This is a genomic window from Marinobacter alkalisoli (assembly GCF_045449855.1).
Lineage (GTDB): Bacteria > Pseudomonadota > Gammaproteobacteria > Pseudomonadales > Oleiphilaceae > Marinobacter.
The window spans coordinates 14,038-35,419 of sequence record NZ_JBJJLC010000012.1 but is presented as its reverse complement, the minus strand read 5'-3'; the positions used below and the strand labels follow the sequence as shown (position 1 = coordinate 35,419).

General features: G+C 57.3%; 17 protein-coding genes and 1 tRNA gene. 9 read left to right on the top strand and 9 right to left on the bottom strand.

Annotated features, from left to right (window positions below; translation table 11 throughout):
- Positions 1 to 33 precede the first annotated feature (33 nt).
- The 3 genes from ACJO5Y_RS05900 to ACJO5Y_RS05890 all read left to right on the top strand — a co-directional run bounded on the left by ACJO5Y_RS05900 (position 34) and on the right by ACJO5Y_RS05890 (position 2,827).
- Complete coding sequence (locus ACJO5Y_RS05900) at positions 34 to 858, top strand: SDR family NAD(P)-dependent oxidoreductase (RefSeq protein WP_406985497.1); 825 nt, start codon at positions 34 to 36, stop codon at positions 856 to 858.
- Positions 859 to 981: 123 nt separating this feature from the next.
- Positions 982 to 1,749 carry an SDR family oxidoreductase gene (locus ACJO5Y_RS05895; protein WP_406985496.1) on the top strand — a complete coding sequence of 256 codons (768 nt, stop codon included), beginning with the start codon at positions 982 to 984 and terminating at the stop codon, positions 1,747 to 1,749.
- Between the two features lie 364 nt (positions 1,750 to 2,113).
- A complete protein-coding gene (locus tag ACJO5Y_RS05890) occupies positions 2,114 to 2,827 on the top strand; it encodes a helix-turn-helix transcriptional regulator (protein WP_406985495.1) in 714 nt (237 codons plus the stop codon).
- A gap of 935 nt (positions 2,828 to 3,762) precedes the next feature.
- On the opposite strand, the gene ACJO5Y_RS05885 is transcribed toward ACJO5Y_RS05890, so the two are convergent.
- From ACJO5Y_RS05885 to ACJO5Y_RS05860, 6 genes are all read right to left on the bottom strand, one after another.
- A tRNA-Arg gene (locus tag ACJO5Y_RS05885) sits at positions 3,763 to 3,839 on the bottom strand.
- A gap of 21 nt (positions 3,840 to 3,860) precedes the next feature.
- Positions 3,861 to 5,786, bottom strand: coding sequence for a protein kinase domain-containing protein (locus tag ACJO5Y_RS05880; protein WP_406985494.1), 1,926 nt, complete (start codon positions 5,784 to 5,786; stop codon positions 3,861 to 3,863).
- A 9-nt stretch (positions 5,787 to 5,795) separates the two neighbouring features.
- On the bottom strand, positions 5,796 to 7,409 hold the full coding sequence (locus ACJO5Y_RS05875; RefSeq protein ID WP_406985493.1) for a dihydrolipoyllysine-residue acetyltransferase: 1,614 nt from the start codon (positions 7,407 to 7,409) through the stop codon (positions 5,796 to 5,798).
- Positions 7,410 to 7,435: 26 nt separating this feature from the next.
- Complete coding sequence (locus ACJO5Y_RS05870) at positions 7,436 to 8,413, bottom strand: alpha-ketoacid dehydrogenase subunit beta (protein ID WP_406985492.1); 978 nt, start codon at positions 8,411 to 8,413, stop codon at positions 7,436 to 7,438.
- Between the two features lies 1 nt (position 8,414).
- Positions 8,415 to 9,599, bottom strand: a complete 1,185-nt coding sequence (locus ACJO5Y_RS05865) for a thiamine pyrophosphate-dependent dehydrogenase E1 component subunit alpha (protein ID WP_406985491.1) — start codon at positions 9,597 to 9,599, stop codon at positions 8,415 to 8,417.
- 216 nt (positions 9,600 to 9,815) lie between these two features.
- Positions 9,816 to 10,358 carry a YaeQ family protein gene (locus ACJO5Y_RS05860; protein ID WP_406985490.1) on the bottom strand — a complete coding sequence of 181 codons (543 nt, stop codon included), beginning with the start codon at positions 10,356 to 10,358 and terminating at the stop codon, positions 9,816 to 9,818.
- A 177-nt stretch (positions 10,359 to 10,535) separates the two neighbouring features.
- Here ACJO5Y_RS05860 and ACJO5Y_RS05855 point away from each other — a divergent pair, with 177 nt between their 5' ends.
- From ACJO5Y_RS05855 to ACJO5Y_RS05845, 3 genes are all read left to right on the top strand, one after another.
- Positions 10,536 to 10,742, top strand: coding sequence for a bacterioferritin-associated ferredoxin (locus ACJO5Y_RS05855; RefSeq protein ID WP_406985489.1), 207 nt, complete (start codon positions 10,536 to 10,538; stop codon positions 10,740 to 10,742).
- A gap of 98 nt (positions 10,743 to 10,840) precedes the next feature.
- Complete coding sequence (gene bfr, locus ACJO5Y_RS05850; protein ID WP_406985488.1) at positions 10,841 to 11,317, top strand: bacterioferritin; 477 nt, start codon at positions 10,841 to 10,843, stop codon at positions 11,315 to 11,317.
- A 9-nt stretch (positions 11,318 to 11,326) separates the two neighbouring features.
- Positions 11,327 to 12,679 carry a phosphohexomutase domain-containing protein gene (locus ACJO5Y_RS05845; RefSeq protein ID WP_406985487.1) on the top strand — a complete coding sequence of 451 codons (1,353 nt, stop codon included), beginning with the start codon at positions 11,327 to 11,329 and terminating at the stop codon, positions 12,677 to 12,679.
- Between the two features lie 191 nt (positions 12,680 to 12,870).
- Here the strand turns inward: ACJO5Y_RS05845 and ACJO5Y_RS05840 are convergent, their stop codons facing one another.
- Positions 12,871 to 14,034, bottom strand: coding sequence for a phospholipase A (locus ACJO5Y_RS05840; protein WP_406985486.1), 1,164 nt, complete (start codon positions 14,032 to 14,034; stop codon positions 12,871 to 12,873).
- A 15-nt stretch (positions 14,035 to 14,049) separates the two neighbouring features.
- Positions 14,050 to 14,382, bottom strand: coding sequence for a hypothetical protein (locus ACJO5Y_RS05835; protein ID WP_406985485.1), 333 nt, complete (start codon positions 14,380 to 14,382; stop codon positions 14,050 to 14,052).
- A 197-nt stretch (positions 14,383 to 14,579) separates the two neighbouring features.
- Between ACJO5Y_RS05835 and ACJO5Y_RS05830 the strand changes: the two genes are divergently transcribed.
- Entirely contained in the window at positions 14,580 to 14,993 is a 414-nt protein-coding gene (locus ACJO5Y_RS05830) for a c-type cytochrome (protein WP_406985484.1), read from the top strand.
- Between the two features lie 109 nt (positions 14,994 to 15,102).
- Here ACJO5Y_RS05830 and rep read toward each other — a convergent pair whose 3' ends face one another.
- Complete coding sequence (gene rep / locus ACJO5Y_RS05825; RefSeq protein WP_406985483.1) at positions 15,103 to 17,121, bottom strand: DNA helicase Rep; 2,019 nt, start codon at positions 17,119 to 17,121, stop codon at positions 15,103 to 15,105.
- A 99-nt stretch (positions 17,122 to 17,220) separates the two neighbouring features.
- On the opposite strand from rep, the gene ACJO5Y_RS05820 reads away from it, so the two are divergent.
- The gene (locus ACJO5Y_RS05820; RefSeq protein WP_406985482.1) at positions 17,221 to 18,957 is read left to right on the top strand and encodes a putative bifunctional diguanylate cyclase/phosphodiesterase; all 1,737 of its coding nucleotides are present in this window, start codon (positions 17,221 to 17,223) and stop codon (positions 18,955 to 18,957) included.
- 47 nt (positions 18,958 to 19,004) lie between these two features.
- Positions 19,005 to 21,347 carry a Tex family protein gene (locus tag ACJO5Y_RS05815; protein ID WP_406985481.1) on the top strand — a complete coding sequence of 781 codons (2,343 nt, stop codon included), beginning with the start codon at positions 19,005 to 19,007 and terminating at the stop codon, positions 21,345 to 21,347.
- Positions 21,348 to 21,382: the final 35 nt, after the last annotated feature.

Below are 21,382 nucleotides of genomic sequence, written 5' to 3'. Positions count from 1 at the left end.
AGCGGCCGTTTGCATCAAGCCAGGAGACTACCCGTGCACTCTACTGAATCACAATATAGAGAAAACCAACCCGTTGCGATCGTCACTGGCGGCGGCTCGGGTATCGGAGCAGCGATTGCCAGTATGCTTACCCGGCAAGGCTGGTCAGTTGTAATCTGCGGTCGCCGTTCCAGCACCTTGAAACGTATCGCGGAAACAACGGGCGCTCATGCCGTCGTTGCTGATATCACCAATCCTGATGGAGTTAGCCATCTAGTGGACTATGCCCTGGAACAATTCGGCAAACTTGATGGATTGGTCCTTAATGCGGGGGTAATCCGGCCGGGACTCGTCGGAGAGCTGTCGGATCAGGATTGGGCAGCCATGATCGAAACAAACCTCACGGCCCCCTTCAAGTTGCTCCGGGCAGCGTTACCGCACCTGGTGGAGAGCAAGGGAAGTGTTATTGGTATTGCGTCTGTCAGTGCATTACAGGCATCCGGTGGGATTGCCGGTTATAACGCATCCAAGGCGGGGTTAAGCATGCTCTTGCGTTCCGTCGCAATCGACTATGGTCCTCAGGGCGTACGTGCCAATGTCGTTTGCCCTGGCTGGACCCGCAGTGAAATGGCAGATATGGAAATGAGTGAGCTGGGCGCCGAACGTGGTCTAGACAAGGAACAGGCTTACAAACTCGCATCCTGTCTTGCGCCATTGGAGCGTCCAGCCCTGGCTGAAGAGGTCGCATCAGTTGCCAGCTGGTTGCTGTCTCCGGCGGCCTCCTACATGAATGCCGCAGTCATTCCAGTGGATGGAGGCCTGTCATCGGTCGATCCAGGCACAATTGCTTTTGACAGAAGATTTTCTTTGAGTCCGTAGGTCTATCCATTTTGGGTTTCACTCAATCCGACCTTTTCGTTTAATAAATGGACCTGAGTGTTGGTTGCTCTAATACCCATGCTTGCCAATATGCGGTTCAAGCTGATTGATGGAGAAATGAAAATGAACATTGCCTACGATTTCAGTGGTCAAAATGTGCTGGTTACTGGAGGCGCAGGTGGTATTGGCCGCGCCATAGTTACAAGCTTCGCCAACAGCGGTGCAAACGTATATATAGCCGACCGCGACATTCAGCGTGCACAGGCCCTGGTCGAAGAATTATCACAGGAGGGGCTCAGAGCTCGGGCATTTGAGGTGGATTTGGCAGACCGTGCCGCCATATTTGAGATGCTGGAAAAGCTGGACTCTCTTGATGTCCTGATTCACAACGCAGCCTACTTTCCGTTGACACCGCTGGAAGAGATCAGCGCAACCGTTTTGGACACGACTCTGTCGGTAAACCTGTCAGCGTTGTTTTGGCTGACCCAGGGGGCGCTGCCGTTATTTGCTCATAATTCCGGCGGTTGTGTGCTGGTTACATCATCAATTACGGGTCCAAAGGTTGCCTATCCAGGACTGACTCACTACGCGGCATCCAAAGCCGGGATCAATGGGTTCATCCGCAATGCAGCCCTTGAGCTTTCACAGCGAGGTATACGAGTTAATGGCGTTGAGCCTGGAATGATTCACACTTCGGCGATGGAAAACCTTGGCGATGCAGAGTTCAGCCAAAATATTGCGGCAACCATTCCGCTAGGACGCCTGGGGCAACCTGAAGAGATCGCATCAGCAATGCTCTTTCTGGCCTCTGATGCCGCAAGTTACATAACCGGGCAAGCCATCACTGTTGATGGGGGGGTTACGTTACCGGAAACATTTACTGCGATGTAAACTTCTGCTTCTCTCACTGTCACTCACCCATTCTGTCAGCCTGGTTGTCCAGTTGGGGCAGCCTTATCCTAAATTGGATTCGGACAAACTGTACGAATCCTTGTGGTCCTAAAAAGTTCATCAAAATCATTTAATTATAATGACCTAAAGATAAAAAAATCTTGGAATGGCTATCGCCATATGACACGAAGCTGTTGCATACTACCCATCATTATCGTTAATATGTTAGTGTTAATAAAGGTGTGTGGCAGCTCCTCTGCTTGAACGAAGTTTAAGCATTACCGCCGCTATGCTCTGTAGCGCTTACTTTTTCAGTGAGTATTTTAAATAAAAACAATTACTTAAGAATCTATCGGAGGCAGTCGTGATCGAATCAACCTCTGCGCACAACCTCTCCTCTTTCCAGGATGAGTGCCTCAAACTCCTTACAGGCGTCCTCGACATCTCCCAAGCGGCGTCCTATATGATCGATAGTCGATTAAACCAGTACTCCTTCAAGCACAGCTCAGTACGGCCGGGGATGCAGAGGGAGTACCTGAATCACTACCATTCCTATGATCCGCTACATCCCAAAAGAGTCGGTGACAAACAAACCACGGTCCAGTGCACAAGCCAGATCATTTCACCCCGCGATCGGCAAAATAATCCTTACTTCACCGAATTCATGGCTCGCTGGGGCATCCTGGAGACCGTAGAAGTCTACCTCCACTCCGAAGACAGAATTGCCTTGGGTTTCTCGCTCTTCCTTGGCGATCATCAAAAAGACTTTCTGACTGCAGGCATGAAGCAGCTCCAGCATTTATATGAGTTTATGCAGTTTTCGCTGGAAGCCTGCTTGAGCTCACCACAGAGGAAAGCTTTTGGAAAAGTGTGTAGTAACTACCAGTTGACCAGTAAAGAACGTATGGTTGTTGAACAGATCCTGGAAGGGCTACCGAACAAGAGTATTGCCAACAACCTGTGCTGCGGTTTACCAACCATTAAAACCCATCTTCAGCACATTTTTCAGAAAATGGAAGTCAACAGTAAAGCAGAAGTTGCACGCTTACTGTATTCAAAGCAGGCTTGCCACCTCTAAATTCAACGGTGAGTGGCAGGGTGGGTCAATGAAACCTTGCTTCCAGCTGATGCCAGCATTTTCCAGCGGTTACCCACAAGCGGTTAAGTGTCGTGGATGAAAATATCTTCGGATTGCGTAAAACCTCCGATCTCAAGCATCAGACGGGTTTTACCCCGTCACTGACTCAAAGAATAGCGCGTATCCGCCACTTAGTTTTAAAAAACACCTGCCGTCGTACTTATCAAGCTCTTCGAAGCCGCCAGGCATTCCCAAAAGCTCCGATGGAGTGGCCATCCCGCTTAAGTCAGCTAGGCGACGTCGAAGCGAAGATGCCGATTGATGGCCTAGGCCTTTGCTTCTACCAAGTGTCCGGTTTAAATGGGGGCTACTACAAGCCGATCGACGTTACTTATAAAATGGCTAGGCTTCCAAGTGTCAGATTAGGGTACGGATAAGCCAAGTAAATGCAATTGCGTTGATATGGAATGATTAGTGGTAGCTGGCTTCGTGAAATGGAGAGTGTTCAGACAGAGATAATCTGGCTTGAACGATAGTGGGGTTGAATGTCAGTTGGCCATGGGCAGTTGGTAGATAAGTCGGGCAAGGGTCAGTGGCGTTTTGAGATGAGAAAACAATTTAGCCGTTTGGATACAGCCAAATAATAAAGGCCTGCGTTTTCACGCAAGCCTTTGAAAGTAATGGCCCGCCCGTCAAGGTTATTCGGTACTCAGTGGAAGAAACACCGGGTCAAGCCAGACTGGGGAATTGCCTCAAAGGTCAGGATGGACTCGCAACGCTTTGGGCGCGTTGCTCGGGGCTTCGCCCCGCCTTCGCTTTGCTGCGGCGCCCAAATCGCTTTTGCGATTTGTCGAACGCAGGTTCTCACCAAAGCTAACGGTCAAACCGTCTTTCACAAAAAAGCCCCGCACATGGCGGGGCTCCTTTGTGAAAGATGGCCCGCCCGATAGGATTCGAACCTATGACCTTTGCCTCCGGAGGGCAACGCTCTATCCAGCTGAGCTACGGGCGGAAGAAATCAAACGCCTTGGCGTCAATTTCGAGTGCGCAATCTTACGTGTGATGGGGTGTTCTGTCCAGTCCTCTTGGCATCATCGGAACGCTGGTCTGGGTTTCTGGCGGAATCGGCTTCGGCCCTGGGGTTTCTTGGGTAGTAGCGTTCTGGCAGGCGTTCGATGTGGGGGAAGAAGCGGGTGTCCTTGTAAGGCATTTTCATGAAGCCGGAGACGCCGAGGCCGGTAATATGATCCACGGCGGAGAGAATCTCGTCGAGCAACCGGGAGAATTCGTCTTCCCTGTCCGGGTCGAGCAGCCGGTAGTGGCTGTGGATCTTGAGGTGACGGGGCAGGGCTTCGAAGATGATCATGCCGGTATGATGAATATCGTTCAGGGCTTCCAGCGCGGTGATAATGGTTTTGGGCAGGACCAGGAATTCCTCCGGGTCGGGGCCGTCCTCGAAGTAGGAATGCACGCGGGATTCGTCTTCCACTTCCGGTGCCGCGCTGACCTCGTAGCGCAGTTGCATGCCGGGTTCGACCTGAAAGGGCTGGTCCGGTTCGTCGCGGTCGATGTGCAGGGTGTTGCGGGCATTGAACAGGCAGCTCTTAAAAATGCCCTGGCGGTAGATGGCCTGGGCCAGGTACACCATGTTGTTGACCGCCCTGATGAAAGCAGCCTTCAGGCTGGGGTCGTGCAGGTTCAGTGAGGTATCGATGTAGACGCCGTCGCTCTCCCAGCGCACCGCGAGGCCGCCCTCGACGGGGTATCGCCCCAGTCGGCTGACGGCCGCCAGAAATGCTTTTTCCGTTTCACCCATGCCCTGCATAAAGTTTTTGTAGTAGCGGTCCAGTTGCACGTCGTTAACATCGTTGAGGGTTTCCGGGGCGCCCTCCTGCCGCAGGAAGGATTTGCGGGAACTGTACACCACGGTGTCGATCTCGTGGTCTGATGGTCGTGTCCAGACCGGTACCAGAGGTGCCACTGGCGATTCTGGCAGATCGATCATTACGGTGCGCGCCATTCTCGGCATTTCTTTCAGGTAGTAGTCACCGGCCTGTCGACGCGTCTCCGGGTCTGGAGCCAGCATGCCATCGAGCATGCGGGCGAATTCCATTGGCAGCCCCAGGGAGGCGGCGGGAATGGCCTGATGACCGAACCGGCACGACTGACCGGAAGCCAGTGCATACAGCGTTCCGGCCGCGCCCTGTTCGTCGAAGCGGGGCGACGACAGACCGCCGTTCAGCTGCTCTTCACCAATGAAGTAGACATCCCCCAGTCGCGCGTTGGTCTGCTGCAGGTTGTCGGACATCAGTTCCATGACATTGCTGGTGATGAACTGCTGGTTGGCGTCGAGTTGCGCGAACACCGACGAGCCCCAGTCGATCAGGGCGATGTTTTCGGTGTTGGCGTCGAAGACCAGGTTTGACGGTTTGATGTCGCCGTGCACGATGGGGCGTCCGGCGGGGCCGTTCTCACGGCGCAGGTTGCGCAGGATGTCCGCAAGCTGGTCGGCGATGCGCATCACTACTCGTGGCTTCAGGCGGCCTTCGCGTAGGGACACTTCTTCCAGGTTAAGGCCGGCCGCCCGTTCCATCACCAGGATGGGCTGGTTGCGTGCCCGCTGATAGGCGATCAGTCGGGGCACCCGCGGGTGCCGGACTTGCTCGAGGATGTACGCTTCGTCTTCGAGCCGGTCCTGAAGATGTTGTGGCAGGTTGATGCGGGTGAACTTGAAGACATGCTCGGGATCATTGGCGCTCTGGCTTGGCAGGCGGCCTGCAAACACAAAGCCGTAGGCGCCCTTGCCGATCATCTCAATGTCCTGGTAACCCAGTTGGCGGAGCTGGGTGGCGCAGAGCGCCACCCAGTCCTTGAGCTTCTTGGCATCGTCATGGCTGAGCAGGTAGATCGACTGCTCTTCAGGTATGTAGAACTGCTGCAGTTGCGTCTTCTGCGCCATGATGCCCCGTCAGCCCAGATGCAATAGCATCGATTGCGGCGATTCCAGATAGCCTTTCCAGCGATTACAGAAACGCGCAATGGTGCCGCCGTCGATGATGCGATGGTCGCCCGCCCAGCTCACGGTCATGATCGCCCGTTCCACTACCTGGCCATTGGCGTCGAAGCGCGGCAGTTTCTGGGTCCGGCCCAGGGCCACAATCGCCACTTCCGGAGCATTGATGATGGGCGAGGCATAGGTGCCGCCCAGCGCGCCAATGTTGGAGATGGTGATGGTGCCGCCTTTGAGATCCTCCTGGCTTACGCGGCCGGAACGTGCTGCCTCGGTCAGGCGCGCCACTTCATCGGCAATGCCCAGCAGGGTGAGGCTCTCAACACCTTTGACATTGGGAACCATCAGCCCGGCCTTGCCGTCCACCGCCATGCCGATATTGCACTGGGGCAGGTAGTGAATCTCGGTAACGTCATCGTTGAGACGGCTGTTGAGTACCGGGAATTCCTGAACCGCAAGTGCCATGGCCTTCATGAAGAAGGGCATCAGTGTCAGCCGTGAGCCACTGGCTTCGGCCTCCGGTTTGAGCTGTTCACGCAGTTTCAGCAGGTCGGTGACATCAATTTCCTCACTGTAGATGAAATGAGGAATGGTGGTCGCCGACGCCACCATGCTGCGGGCCATCGCGGCTTTGATGCCGCGGATCGGCTCGATCCGCACTTCCTGCTCACGATCCGGTTGCCTGCGCGCACTGCCTGTAGTGGCTGGCTGTGATTCACCGGCACGTGCCTGGCCTTGCGCAGGCGCGGCGGGCTTGTCGAGGTGGGTCAGCACATCGGCCTTCAGCACCCTGCCATCCTTGCCGGAACCGGCAATGTCCGCCAGGTTCAGGTCATGTTCCCGCACCAGGCGGCGCACGGCGGGGCTGGCGGGTATCCGCTGCCGTTTTCCGGTTGCGACCGGCTTTGCGGTTGCCGGCGATGACTCCGGAGCCGGTGCCGGCTGTGTCGCGGCTTTTGCCTCGGCGGGCTCGTCACGATCGCGGGGAATAAACGCGAACAGCGGGGAGTGCACCCGGGCCATCTCCTGTTGCTGGTGGTAGAGCTTGGTGACGCGACCGGCCTTGGGCGCGGTGATCTCCACCATCGCCTTGTCGGTCATGACATCCACTACCGGCTGGTCTTCCTCGATCTCGTCGCCTTCGGCCACGCGCCATTCCACCACTTCGCACTCGACGATCCCTTCGCCGATATCCGGCAGGATGAAGTCCTCGGTGGCATCGTCAGTGGCTGTGTTGCTGGCGCCGGATGGTTCCTGCGCTACAGGCGCCTCGCTAGCGGTGTCGGCTTCGACGGGCTGTGTTTGTTGAGGCTCCGCACTTTGTTCGCTTTCGCCACCTTCTTCCACCAGCTCAAACAGCGGAGCGTGGACCTTCGCGATGTCGCCTTCCTTATGGTAAAGGCGAGTCACCCGGCCTTTATACGGCGCCGGAATTTCCACCAGCGCCTTGTCCGTCATCACCTCGGCCACCGGCTGATCCTCTTCGATCAGATCCCCTTCGCTGACCAGCCATTTGACCAGTTCGCACTCCACGATACCTTCGCCGATATCGGGCAGTATAAAATCACTCATGATTGCTCTCCTGTCCTGATATCAACCTAGAATTCCACGCTCGAGCTGATGGCCTCGTAGACCTTCAGGTGATTGGGCAGATGCTCTTTTTCCAGCACCAGCGGGAAGGGGGTATCCATCCCGGTGACCCGAGCGATCGGGGACTCCAGGTACAGGAAGCAACGCTCCTGTATGGTCGCCGCAATCTCGCCGGCGAAACCGCCGGTCAGCGGGGCTTCATGGGTAACCACCAGGCGGCCGGTCTTCAATACCGAGTTGGCCACGGTTTCCACATCCCACGGCAGGATGGTTCTCAGGTCGATGACTTCACAGGAAATGCCTTCTTTTTCCGCCATTTCGACGGCGTGTTCAATCACTTCCATCTGCGCGCCCCAGCCCAGCACGGTCACGTCCGTGCCTTCCTTGAGGACTTCGGCTTCGCCCAGCGGCAGCCGGTAGTCTTCGTCCGGCACCTCGCCCACGGAGGCGCGGTAGAGCCGTTTGGGTTCAAAGAACAGGGTAGGGTTGGGGTCGTGGATCGCGCCCAACAGCAGGCCTTTGGCCTGGTGCGGGTTGCGCGGCACCACAATCTTCAGGCCCGGTGTATGGGCAAAGTAAGCTTCCGGCGATTGTGAGTGATAAAGCCCGCCGGCAATGCCGCCGCCGTAGGGCGCGCGAATGGTCAGCCCACCCACATCGAACAGGCTGCCCGAGCGGTACCGGAACTTGGCCGACTCGTTCACGATCTGGTCAAAGGCCGGAAAGATGTAATCGGCAAATTGGATCTCGGCCACCGGCACGGAACCCTGCGCTGCCAGGCCGTTGGCGAAGCCGATGATGCCCTGTTCCACCAGCGGTGTGTTGAAACAGCGGGCCTTGCCGTACTTCTCTTGCAGGTGGCTGGTGGCGCGGAAAACACCGCCGAAGACGCCTACGTCCTCACCAAAACACAGCACCCGTTCATTGGCGGCCATGGCGGTGTCGAGGGCATTGTTGATGGCCTGGAGCATATTCATCTTGGTCATCTCAAGCCCCTCCCTTGGCGTGTTCGGCACTCTTTGGATAAGCGTCCGGATGCCGGCGGATGTGCGCCTTGAGCTTGTCGAGCTGTTGGGCGAGGGCTGGCGGCACCTCGTCGTAGACATCGCTGACCAGAGTGTCAAGCGCAGGTGGTGGCCGCTTCTGCGCCCGTTTCATGGTTTCCAGCACTTCGCGGCGCATGTTTTCCTGCAACTGTTTCTCGTCGTCTTCGCTCCACCACTTCTTGCCCTCGAGCCAGAGCCGCATCCGCAGGATCGGGTCTTTCTCGCGCCAGACGGCTTCCTCGTCCTTGCTGCGATAGCCGGAGGGGTCGTCGGAAGACGAGTGTGCGGCCAGGCGATAGCTCATGGCTTCGATCAACACCGGACGATTGTGCTCCACAGCCAGGCTGCGGGCTGCTTTGGTGGCCTCGTGCATGGCGAGAATGTCGTTACCATCGACACGGATCACGTCCATTTTGTAACCGTAGGCCCTGGGCGCAACGCCATCGGCGGCGAACTGCTCGGCGGCCGGGGTGGAAATGGCATAACCGTTATTGCGGCACAGGAAAATTACCGGAACGCGATGCACGGCGGCCATGTTCAGGGCGGCGTGAAAGTCCCCTTCCGATGCGGCGCCTTCGCCAAAATAGGTAATGGTGCAGTGGCCCTCGCCCGCCATTTTCTGGCCGTAGGCGTAACCTGCGGCCTGGGGAATCTGCGTGGCCAGGGGCGATGAAATAGTCATGTAGTTCAGCTTGCTGGAACCGTAGTGAACGGGCATCTGGCGCCCTTTGCCATAGTCCAGTTCGTTGCCGAACAGCTGGTTCATGAACTCATCGATGGTAAAGCCGCGATAGACCAGGGAACCCTGTTCCCGATACTGCGCCATGATCATGTCGGCGTCGTCCAGCGCAGCGGTACTGCCGATCACGGCGGCTTCTTCGCCGGTGCACTGCATGTAGAAACTCAAGCGCCCCTGTCGCTGGGCAGCGAGCATGCGCTCATCGAGAATCCGGGTGGTGACCATCGCGCGGTAAATGCGCAGGGCTTTCTCTTTGTCGAGATCAGGCGCCTTGGCGCCCTTATAGAGGGAGCCGTCCTGCTTCAGTAACTTGAAGGTGGGAATGCGAAATTCCGCACCGTCGGTAAAGACCGGGGAATAAACAACTTTGGATTTTGTTGTTGTCATAATCCTCTTCCTGGGGTAGTGGCCTGAGGAACAAAAACACCCCTTGTGGGGGTGTCGCTGATTTTATTGTAGACAACCTGACGGGATCTGGTGTGATCCTCACAGGACTACATGGTGTTTACCTTAACGTAAACTGCGCCTTTCGGGTAGACCCGGTGCGATGATTTTAATCTTTGCGTGAGGGGAGCGCGGGCTCCCGAATCGTCGTATGGTTTGTTACGCCGGGTAGAGAGGGACAGGCGTTATGCTGACCAGGGATTCCTCGTTGCCGATGTTGACCTCTCCGTCCTGGATGGTGCACTGCAGGTTCATTCCCCGCTCCGCGAGGCTGGCAAGTTCGGCAGTGGCTTCCGGCGGCAGGTCGATGATGGTCAGGTTTCTGAAACGGCTCAGCTTACCCCGGTGCTTTTCCCACCACAGGGACACGGCGCGGCCACCGTAGGTATAAAGGATCACCTGTTCGGCACGATTGCAGGCCTTGCGCAGGCGACTCTCGTCGGGCAGGCCAAGCTCTACCCACAATTCGATGTCGTCGCTCAGGCTCTTCTGCCACAGATCTGGCTCGTCGTCAGTGCTGATGCCCTTGGTAAACTCCAGGGTCTCACTGGCGTTGAGCACAAACGCCAGCAGCCGGATCATCATGCGTTCATCGGTCTCCGACGGGTGGCGGGCGACCGTGAGATGGTGGTCGCCATAGTAGTGCCGGTCCATGTCGGCGATGTTCAGTGTTGCTTTGAAGATGGTTGCCTTGAGGGCCATTGAGCTTTCCGTAGTCGTGTTCGGGTGTTGATATGTGGGCAGTGTAATTCAAATAGCCGGGTTCTGAGAGGTCGCTGATACATTCATTTGCACAAAAACCGCTCACAGGGGTTGCAAAGCTGCATGCAAATGACAATAATTATCACTAGCTTTCATTGGGCCGTGAGTGATCTTTCTATGTATGTATGCCTTTGTCATGGTGTAACAGACCGCGAAATTCGTGAAGCCGCCGATAACGGCGTTAATTCCATGCGTCAGCTCGGTAAGGAGCTCGGCGTGGGTACACAGTGTGGCCGTTGCGCCTGCACCGCCCGTGAAATCCTGCGTGAAAGCCGCACCCCGGATTATCTTGCGATGGCAAACATGCTGGCCCAGCCCGCCTGATCCGGTTATTACTGCGACCATTTCCCATTTGTGATTTTTTCTTCCTTTAGGAAGGGCTATCCTTGTACGGATCGAACATTCCATCAAGGAGAACCGTCATGAAAGGCGACAAGAAAGTCATCCAGTTCCTGAATAAAGTGCTCGCCAACGAGCTTACCGCTATCAACCAGTACTTTCTGCATTCCCGCATGTACAAGGATTGGGGCATCACCAAACTTGCCGCCAAGGAATACGAAGAATCCATTGATGAAATGAAGCACGCCGATCTTCTGATCGAGCGCATCCTGTTCCTTGAGGGCCTCCCCAACCTGCAGGACCTGAACAAGCTGCTGATTGGCGAGAACGTTGAGGAAATGCTGTCCTGTGATCTGAAGCTGGAATTGACGGCGCATGCGGATCTCAAGGAAGCCATTGTTCACTGTGAAACCGTCAAGGATTACACCAGCCGTGAGCTGTTCCGCCATATTCTGGACAGCGAAGAAGAACACATCGACTGGCTGGAAACACAACTGGAAATGGTCGGTCAGATGGGTATTCAGAATTACGTTCAACTGCAATCGTCTGCTGCGGAGTAATTCCAGACAATGGATCTGTCCTGTTTTAAAGCCTATGACCTGCGTGGCCGCGTGCCGGATCAGCTCAACCCATTACTGGCCGAGCGCATTGGCAGGGCTTATGTGGAAGTGACGGGCGCCAAGAAGGTGATTGTCGGTTATGACATCCGCCTGTCCAGCCATGAAATCACCGAAGCCCTCAGCTCCGGCCTGATGGCCGCGGGTGCGGATGTGTTTGATATAGGCCTGTGCGGTACCGAACAGGTCTACTTCGCCACCAGCCATTACAAAATGGACGGCGGCATCATGGTAACGGCCAGCCATAACCCGAAAGACCATAACGGCATGAAAATGGTCGGCCCGCAATCACGCCCCATCAGTTCCGACAACGGCCTCAACGACATCCGCGACCGCGTCCCGGAGCCGTTTGGCGACGCGCCGGTTCAGGGTAGGTATGAGCCCCTGGAAGTCATGTGCGCTTATATCGATCACCTTCTCGGCTACGTTGATGCCGCTGCGCTGAAACCGCTGAAAATCGTGGTAAACGCCGGCAACGGTGGCGCCGGCCTGGCGATTGACCAGTTGGAACGGCACCTGCCATTCGAGTTCATCAAGGTGCATCACCAGCCGGATGGCCACTTCCCTAACGGCGTACCAAATCCGATCCTGGAGGAAAACCGTGCCGCCACCGCCGAAGCGGTGAAAGCCAACGGTGCGGCCATGGGGATAGCCTGGGACGGTGACTACGACCGCTGCTTCTTCTTCGACGAAAACGGACGATTCATCGAGGGCTACTACATCGTTGGCCTGCTGGCGGACCAGTTCCTCCGCAAGACCGGCGGCGGCAAGGTCATCCACGACCCCCGCCTGACCTGGAATACCCTCGACCTGGTCAAGGCCGCCGGCGGCGAAGCCATCGAAAGCAAAACCGGCCACGCCTTCATCAAACAACGCATGCGGGATGAGGATGCGGTATACGGTGGCGAAATGAGCGCCCACCACTATTTCCGGGACTTCGCCTACTGCGACAGCGGCATGATTCCCTGGTTACTGGTGGCAGAGCGTTTGTGCCAGTCCGGTAAGCCACTGTCATCACTGATCGACGCCAGAATCGAAGCCTACCCGGCCAGCGGCGAAATCAACCGCACCATCGCCGATCCCCCCAAAGTCATCGCCGCCATCGAAGCCGCCTACGGCGCCGATGCCAAAAGCGTCAGCCACGTGGACGGCGTGAGCGTTGAGTTCGATGACTGGCGCTTCAACCTGCGGATGTCCAACACCGAACCGGTTGTGCGCCTGAACGTAGAATCTCGGAGTGACATCGCCTTGATGAAAGCGAAAACCGAAGAGCTTCTGACGGAAATGGAACGTTTGAACAAGTAAGGCCAAGCCTATCGCAGAAGTATGGGGCCAGTCAGGCGGAGATCTTTGTCAGAAACTGTGCGGAGCCATGGATGGCGGAGCCCAAGCGTACAGGGATGTATTTACAGCGTGTTTCTGACAAAGATCTCCGCCTGACTGGCCTCGCACCGAAAGCTCAGAGCTGGCTGTTCTGATTGGTCTTGTAAGGAGCCTCAGAGCCAGTCATTCAGCATAATGCCAATACCAATCCGCTGAATCCTCTCGTTGTAATCGACCAGACTCTCCCCATACCCGTTGTAGTACTGGAAGAACCCCTTAAGGGTATCGCCCATGGGAAAGCTGTAACCAAACTCCACCGACGTCTTGTTGTCATGGGAACGCAGATTATTCCGCAGCTTCAGGGAAAACGTCCGGTCCTCCGACAGTTTGTAGACCGCCAGATAGTCCGCGTGGCCAATAAAGCGCTCAATGTCGGGGTTGTCATCGTCACTCTCATCTTCCGGTAGTCGGTACCAGGGCTGCACCAGAAACAGCCAGCGATCATAACTGTACCCGACTGAGGCCATGATGCGGTTCCAACTGCGGGAACGGGGCTCCGATTGCCCGTTGGACTGATGGTTAATGCCCAGAGTGACACCGCTGAGGGTGCCAGGGCCGATATCGTAGTTCGCCTGGTAGCGCAGGAAGACTTCCGGCTCGTAGTTGGTTTCCCGGAAAGGTGCGGAATCATCCGTGTTAAACACTTGCCAGAAGGAGAGCTGGGTGTAGCCAAACCACAGCGTGGTGCGATCGTCCAGCATGCCCGTCAGCAACGGCACCTTGAAGCTGATCTGATACTTGGCTTCCTCATTATCGACGGAATGATCGTAGTGGCTTTCTCCCAGTCGTGGGCTGACGGGAACCTCGTTCGGCGTATCCACCCATGTAAAGGGCAGGATATAGGTGGGGCGGTGACCCACAAAGCTGCCAGAGAAGGAAAAGATCGCCTTTTCAGTGGCAGTGTAGCGCTTGACCAGCGCGGCCATGACACCGCTATCCTCATCCCCGGCGTCGGCGGTAGCGTCTTCGACAACCGCTTCATCCTCCGCGACCTCGCCTGGCTCGTCATATTCGAGAGTATCGGTAGCTTCTTGCGCTTGTCGTGTTTCTTCCGGTTCGGCCGTTTCCTGCGCTTTCCCGGGAGCGTTAATGCGATCGTAGCAGGCCAGGCGCTGAATGCCGTCGTCAATCAGTGCACAGTCTTCCAGGGTCAGATCATCCATGGTCGCGACTTCTTCGCCAGGCTGCCCATGGGCCAGGGCAGGGAGCAGGCAGGCTGCGGTCAGCCGGATGAGCGCAAAGGTAAATCGGGACGAAGCGCCGCGGGATGTATCCATATCCGCTATTCCTTATTAGACGTTCAGGCTGATCCAGGTATTAACGATGCCATACAACCAGACACCCATAAGGGTGAGGGTGAGCAACGCGAAGACGATCTTGTGACGGGTCTTGTGATCGGCTTGTGCTGCGGCAACCCAGCGCAGGTACATCAGGCCGATAAAGCTGCTGAAAACCGCGAGGCTGGCGATGGCCGGAATCAGCAGCCATCCGGGGCTGAGGGCGGCGCCATCATCGGCACGCCCCGAAAACCACGCCATGGAAACCAGCAACAGTGCCAGCGAGGCAAATTCCAGTATCAGCAAGGGTTTGCGAAGTGGGTGGGGTGATTGTTCGGCTTGTCGCATAATCCTGTATTCCCCGATGAATGGGTGCTTACTATGGTACCCGGAATGAACGTCAAAGGCTCAGATGCTTACGAAACGGCAATTAAAATGCTTGAAATCAGTCGATGATTTTGCTCTTTGGTTTTTTTGCCTTGCCGCAGTCGCTATAATGCGGCGACTGATTATTATAACGCTCAAATGCGAGGTGCATTGTGAAGATGAAGAGAGTCCTGGCTGCTGTATTGCTTGGCTTCGGCCTGACAGCGGGTGCCGTAATGGCAAGTGTTGAAGACGAAATCCGTGCACGCATTGCCCCGGTGGGTGAAGTTTGTGTACAGGGCGATGATTGCGGATCCGCGGCAGCGCCTGCAGCAGACGCCAGCTCGGGACCTCGCGCTGGTAATGAAGTTTACAATGCCGCCTGTGTGGCCTGTCATGGAACTGGCGCCGCTGGTGCACCGAAACTAGGTGATGCCGCCGCCTGGAGTGGCCGCATCGACAAGGGGCTGGAAACTCTGGTAGATCACGCCATAAACGGCTTTAACGCCATGCCCGCCAAAGGTGCCTGTAGTAACTGTTCCGATGAGGAAATTCAGGCTGCGGTAGAATATATGGTCTCCGAGAGCGAATAATTCACTGCCTCGGTCATTTAAAGAAAGCCCCGCATCTGCGGGGCTTTCTTCGTTTCAGGGGGGGGTGCCGGCGTGGCTTGTTAAAGGTCGCCAGGACAGGATGTTGTGGCTAAGCGCCCAGATCCCCTAACAGCGCGCTCAGGGTGGCTTTGCCTTTTTTCTGGTTGGCTTCGACATCAAGGTCGCCCAGGCCTTCCCATTTCAGGTCTTCTTCCGGCAGTTCGTCGAGAAACCGGCTGGGGATGGTTTCGATCTTTTCGCCGTACTGCTTACGCTGGGCGGCATAGGTGAGGGTCAGGGTCTCCCGGGCGCGGGTGATGCCCACGTACATCAGCCGCCGCTCTTCCTCGATGTTGCCTTCTTCGATGCTGGCGCGGTGGGGCAGGATTTCTTCTTCCAGACCCATAATGAAGACGTGGGGGAATTCCAGACCCTTGGACGCGTGCAGGGTGAGGAGCTGGACCTTGTCGCTGTCGTCGTCTTCTTCCCGCTGTTCCATCATGTCCCGCAGGATCAGCTTGCTGATGGCATCCTCGATGCCCAGTTCGTCGGCGGTGCCCTTGCCGTCGTCCAGCATGCGCTGGATCGATGCCACCAGGTACCAGATGTTCTCCATGCGGCGCTCGGCCTGCTTGGGCGTGCCGGAGTGCTGGTGCAGCCATTCCTCGTATTCGATGTCGGTAAACAGCTGCTTGATCACCGGTATCGGATCTTCCTGGTGCAGGCGCTCGCAGATGTAGTCGACCCAGTGGGCAAAGCGCCGCAGACGGTCCAGGCCCTTTTCGGTCACGTGGGTTTCCGCCCCCATGTCGCCCAGCGACTTGAACAGGCTGACGTTGCGGGCGCGGGCGTAGTGGCTGAGTTGCTCCAGAGTGCGCGGGCCGATTTCCCGTCGCGGCACGTTGACCACCCGCAGGAACGCCGCATCGTCATCGGGATTGATCAGCAGCCGCAGGTACGACATGGCGTCCTTGATCTCGTTTTTCGAGAAGAACGACTGCCCGCCGGAGATGCGATAGGGAATCTGGTAAGCCTGCAGTTTCATCTCCAGCAACCGCGCCTGGTGGTTGCCGCGATAAAGCACCGAAAAATCCTTGAAGGCCAGGCCCTTTTTCAGCTTCTGGTCGAGGATTTCAGTGGCCACGCGGTCGGCTTCGGCGTCCTCGCTACGACAACGGACGATGCGGATTTCCTCGCCAATGGTGTGGTCACTCCACAGGGCCTTTTCGAACACGTGGGGGTTATTGGCGATCACCGTGTTGGCGCTGCGCAGAATCCGCCCGGTGGAGCGGTAGTTCTGCTCCAGCTTGACGATTTTCAGGCTGGGGAAGTCTTCCTTGAGCTGCGCCAGGTTCTCCGGGCGCGCGCCACGCCAGGCGTAGATGGACTGGTCGTCATCGCCGACCACGGTAAACGCCGCCCGTTCCGCCACCAGCAGTTTGACCAGTTCGTACTGGCACACGTTGGTGTCCTGGTACTCGTCCACCAACATGTAACGGATCTTGCGGCGCCATTTGGCCAACACGTCCGGGTGGCTACGGAACAGTTGCACCGGCAGCAGGATCAGGTCGTCGAAATCCACCGCGTTGTAGGCCTTGAGGTATTCGTTATATCTTTTGTAAATGAGGGCAATGCGTTGCTCGCGTTCATCCGCCGCCTTGCTCCAGGCTTCCTCCGGCCCGCGCATGGCGTTTTTCCAGGAGGAAATGGTCATCTGGATATCGGAGAGTTCATCGCCGGCGTCGGCGCTGTCCTCCCGCATCATCAGATCCTGTAACAATGCTTTGGCATCCTCGGCGTCAAAGATGGAAAAGCCGGGGTGGTAGCCCAGGTGCGGGTGCTCCTCCCGGATCATGTTCAGTCCGAGATTGTGGAAAGTGGACACGATCAGCCCGCGGGTCTGTTTTCGGTCTACAATGCGGCCCACGCGCTCTTTCATCTCGCGCGCCGCCTTGTTGGTGAAGGTAACAGCGGCAATGTGGCGCCCCGGAATGCCCAACTGTTCAATCAGATAGGCGATTTTGCGGGTAATAACGCTGGTTTTGCCACTGCCGGCACCGGCCAGAACCAGCAGGGGGCCGTCGGCGTAGCGCACTGCTTCATTCTGTCTGGGGTTGAGTTTATTCATCCGCGCATTCTACACCAGCGAGAGATTCTGTACCTTGACGATCTATCGGCTATCCTTGGGAGATCGAATGTTGTTCATCATGGAAATCAGGCACCTTTAATGACACTGCCAATGGAAACAATGAGTTCCAGCCAGGTACGATTGCTGGTACTGACGCCGGAATACGCTGACTTCCTGTGGCTGGAGGCAACGCTTTCCGGTGATCGGGAACTGGTGCCGGACATGGTCTGGTGCCCTGACCTGATTGACTGTGATGACCTGATCCGCAACACCCACTTCGATGTCATTCTCTGGGATTGTGTGTTTCACGGCGACTCCGAGGCTTCGTTCCTGCAATACCTCAATGTCGCCAGTAATGATAAACCGGTCCTGGCGCTCAGTGCCGAGCCCAGTGCCGAGCGTGCGTCCGAACTCATCGCCAATGGGGCAGCAGACTATCTTTGTCGCCAGGCTCTGGATGCCTGGAGCCTGGCCCGGGCGGTCAAATGTCTCTGGTATCGCGAACAGCTGGCAGCCTCCGCCCATGGTCACCTGGGTCGGGAAGTGGCCAGTGGATTCATCAACCGTGACCTGTTCTTTGACCGACTCCAGCAGGCGTTGCTGAGAGCGGAGCGGGGTGGCCACCGCCTGGCCCTGTTGCATCTCAATCTGGACGATTTTCGCAGTTTCAACGAATCCTTTGGCTACCAGAAGAGTGACCAGCTGGTGCTGAAGCTGGCGGATCGCCTGCGTCACAGTCTCCGCCGTGTGGACTCGCTGATGCGCATTGGCGGCGATGAACTGGCAGTCATCGTGGAAAAGGTGGAAGACTCTCTCGATATTACCCAGATCATCCGCAAGGTGGTCAATGCACTGAATGACCCGATCACGGTGGATGGCCAGAGCATGGTCATCAGCGCCAGTCTGGGGGTGGCCACCTATCCGGAAGCGGGAGACAGCCCGGAGAACCTGATGCGCCGGGCCAACCGCGCGATGTTTGAAGCCAAGCGTGATCCGGGCACCAGTTACCGGTTCTACGACCAGCAGTTGCATGTCCGTGCCGGTTACCAGCTGCGCCTGGAGGCGGATTTGCGCAACGCGCTGCGAGGCAAGGAGTTGGAGTTGTATTACCAGCCGCGTATCGACCTGGCCACCGAGGAGGTTCGCGGCGTGGAATGCCTCCTGCGCTGGAACCATCCGGAGCGAGGACTGGTGGCTCCGGACGAATTCATTCCGGTGGCGGAGCGCAGCGGCCTGATCGTGCCCATCGGTTACTGGGTCATCGAACAGGCCTGCAAGCGCCTGCAGGAGTCGGCGGAGCTTGGCTTCCCGGGGCTGGTGTTCGCGGTTAACCTGTCGTTCCGTCAGTTCCACGACCGCAAGATGACGGAGACCATCTTCCGCATTATCTTCAACGCCAATGTGGATACCAGTCTGCTGGAGCTGGAGCTGACCGAGAGCGCCATGATGCACGATCCGGAATACGCCCAGCGCTGCCTGCGGGAGCTCAATCAGCTGGGGATCAGTTTTGCCCTCGACGATTTTGGCACCGGCTTTTCCTCCCTCAGCAATCTTCAGCACCTGCCGATTTCGCTGGTCAAGATCGACAAGTCCTTCGTGCAGGAGCTGGGGCACTCCGCCGATGCGGAACACATCATTCGCGCCATCATCAGCCTCGCCCACAGTCTGCAGATCAGTGTGGTGGCCGAGGGTGTGGAAACCGAGGGGCAGTTGGAATTCCTGCGCCAGCAGCATTGCGATGAAATCCAGGGCTATTACTACGCCCGTCCCATGCCGTGGCGGGATCTTGTGCAATTTCTGAACAACCGGGGCGAGGCCGCTTGCCTGCAGCAGTAAGCCGCTGTACCTTTGCGCTTTGATCCAGAAAGCATCACAGAGGTTGCATGAACAGTATCTCCAGGCGCATCGCCGACGAGCTCGGCGTACGCGAGCAACAGGTTAATGCCACCGTCGCCCTGTTGGATGAGGGTGCCACCGTCCCATTTATTGCCCGTTACCGCAAAGAGGTCACCGGCTCGCTGGATGACAGCCAGCTGCGTAACCTGGAGGAGCGCCTGCGTTACCTGCGGGAGCTGGAAGATCGCCGGTCCACCATCCTCAACAGCATTGAGGAGCAGGGCAAACTGACCGACGAGCTGCGGGCCAGCATCAACGAGGCGGACACCAAGAACCGCCTGGAAGATCTGTACCTGCCCTACAAGCCCAAGCGCCGTACCAAGGCCCAGATTGCCAGAGAAGCCGGCCTTGAACCCCTGGCGGATGCCCTCTACGACGATCCAACCCTGGATCCGGAAGCCACCGCGGCCAACTACGTCAACGCCGAAGCCGGCGTGGCGGATGCCAAGGCCGCCCTGGATGGCGCACGCTATATCCTGATGGAGCGTTTCGCCGAGGATGCCGAATTGCTTGGCAACCTGCGGGACTTCATCTGGCAGGAAGGCCAGCTCAAGGTCACCGTGATTGAGGGCAAGGAAAACGAGGGCGCCAAGTTCCGCGACTACTTTGATCACGTCGAGCCTCTGAAAAAGGTGCCTTCGCACCGCGCGCTGGCGATTCTGCGTGGCCGCAACGAAGGCATTCTGGGCTACGCCATCGTGGTGGGAGATGCCGAAGATGACCGCCGCCAGCCTCACCCGGCGGAGCAGCGCATTGCCGCGCGCTGGAACGTGCGGGATAACGGCCGCGCCGCGGACAAGTGGCTGTCGGACGTGGTGCGCTGGACATGGCGGGTAAAACTGTCCACCCAGATTGAAACCGACCTGATGGCCCAGGTGCGGGAAGCCGCCGAGACCGAGGCCATCAACGTGTTCGCCAACAACCTCAAGGATCTGTTGTTGCTGGCGCCGGCAGGGCCGCGTCCGACGCTGGGCCTGGACCCCGGGCTGCGTACCGGCGTCAAGGTGGCCGTTATTGACGGCACCGGGCAGGTTGTCGGCCACGGTGGCATTTTCCCTCATGCGCCGCGCAATCAGTGGGCTCAGTCTATTGAGCAACTGGCGGCCTGGTGTCGTGAGTACAAAATTGAACTGATTGCCATCGGCAACGGCACTGCCTCCCGGGAAACCGAGAAGCTGGTGGCGGACCTGTGCAAGAAATATCCGGAGCTGAAGCTGGCCCGAATCGTGGTAAGCGAGTCCGGCGCGTCCATTTACTCCGCGTCGGAATTTGCATCGAAGGAACTGCCGGATCTGGACGTGACCATTCGCGGTGCAGTGTCGATTGCGCGTCGCCTTCAGGACCCGCTGGCGGAAATGGTCAAGATCGAGCCCAAATCCATCGGCGTGGGGCAATACCAGCACGACGTTTCTCAGGTACAGTTGGCCCGCAGTCTGGATGCAGTGGTGGAAGACTGTGTAAACGGCGTGGGGGTGGATCTGAATACAGCGTCCGTGCCACTGCTGGCACGGGTCTCCGGCCTGAACCAGAGCATCGCCCAGAACATCGTCGATTTTCGCAACCAGAACGGTGTTTTCAAAAACCGCAAGCAGCTGCTCAAAGTCTCCCGCCTTGGCGACCGCACCTTTGAGCAGGCCGCGGGTTTCCTGAGAATTGCCAGCGGTGAAAACCCGCTGGACCGGTCCTCGGTACACCCGGAAGCCTACGGAGTGGTGGAAGCCATTGCGGCGAAAAACAACCGCAAGGTCGAGAACATCATTGGTGATGTAGCGTTCCTGCGGTCACTGAATCCCCAGGACTATGTCACCGAGCAGTTTGGTCTGCCGACGATTAAGGATATTATTTCCGAACTGGAGAAGCCTGGCCGTGATCCCCGCCCGGAATTCCGTTTTGCCAGCTTCGAGGAAGGGGTGGAAACCCTCAACGACCTCAAGCCGGGCATGGTGCTGGAAGGTTCGGTTACTAACGTTACCAATTTTGGTGCGTTCGTGGATATCGGGGTGCACCAGGACGGCCTGGTCCACATCTCCGCGCTGTCCAACACCTTTGTGAAGGACCCGCGGGAGGTGGTGAAAGCCGGGGACATCGTCAAGGTCAAAGTGATGGATGTGGATATTCCCCGTAAGCGGATCGCTCTGTCCATGCGGATGGACGACCAGCCTGGCGAGAAAACTGACAGCAAACCGGGTGGCTCGGCGAGCCGGGGCCGTGGTGAAAGCCGGTCTGGTGGTCGTAACAGCCGCTCCCAGGGTGGGCAGCAGACACAGCAGGGCGCCATGGCCGGCGCACTGGCTCAGGCGCTGGCCTCGGCACGGAAAGGCGACCGTTAACCGGCGGCGCCGACACCCATTCCACAGGCGGGTAA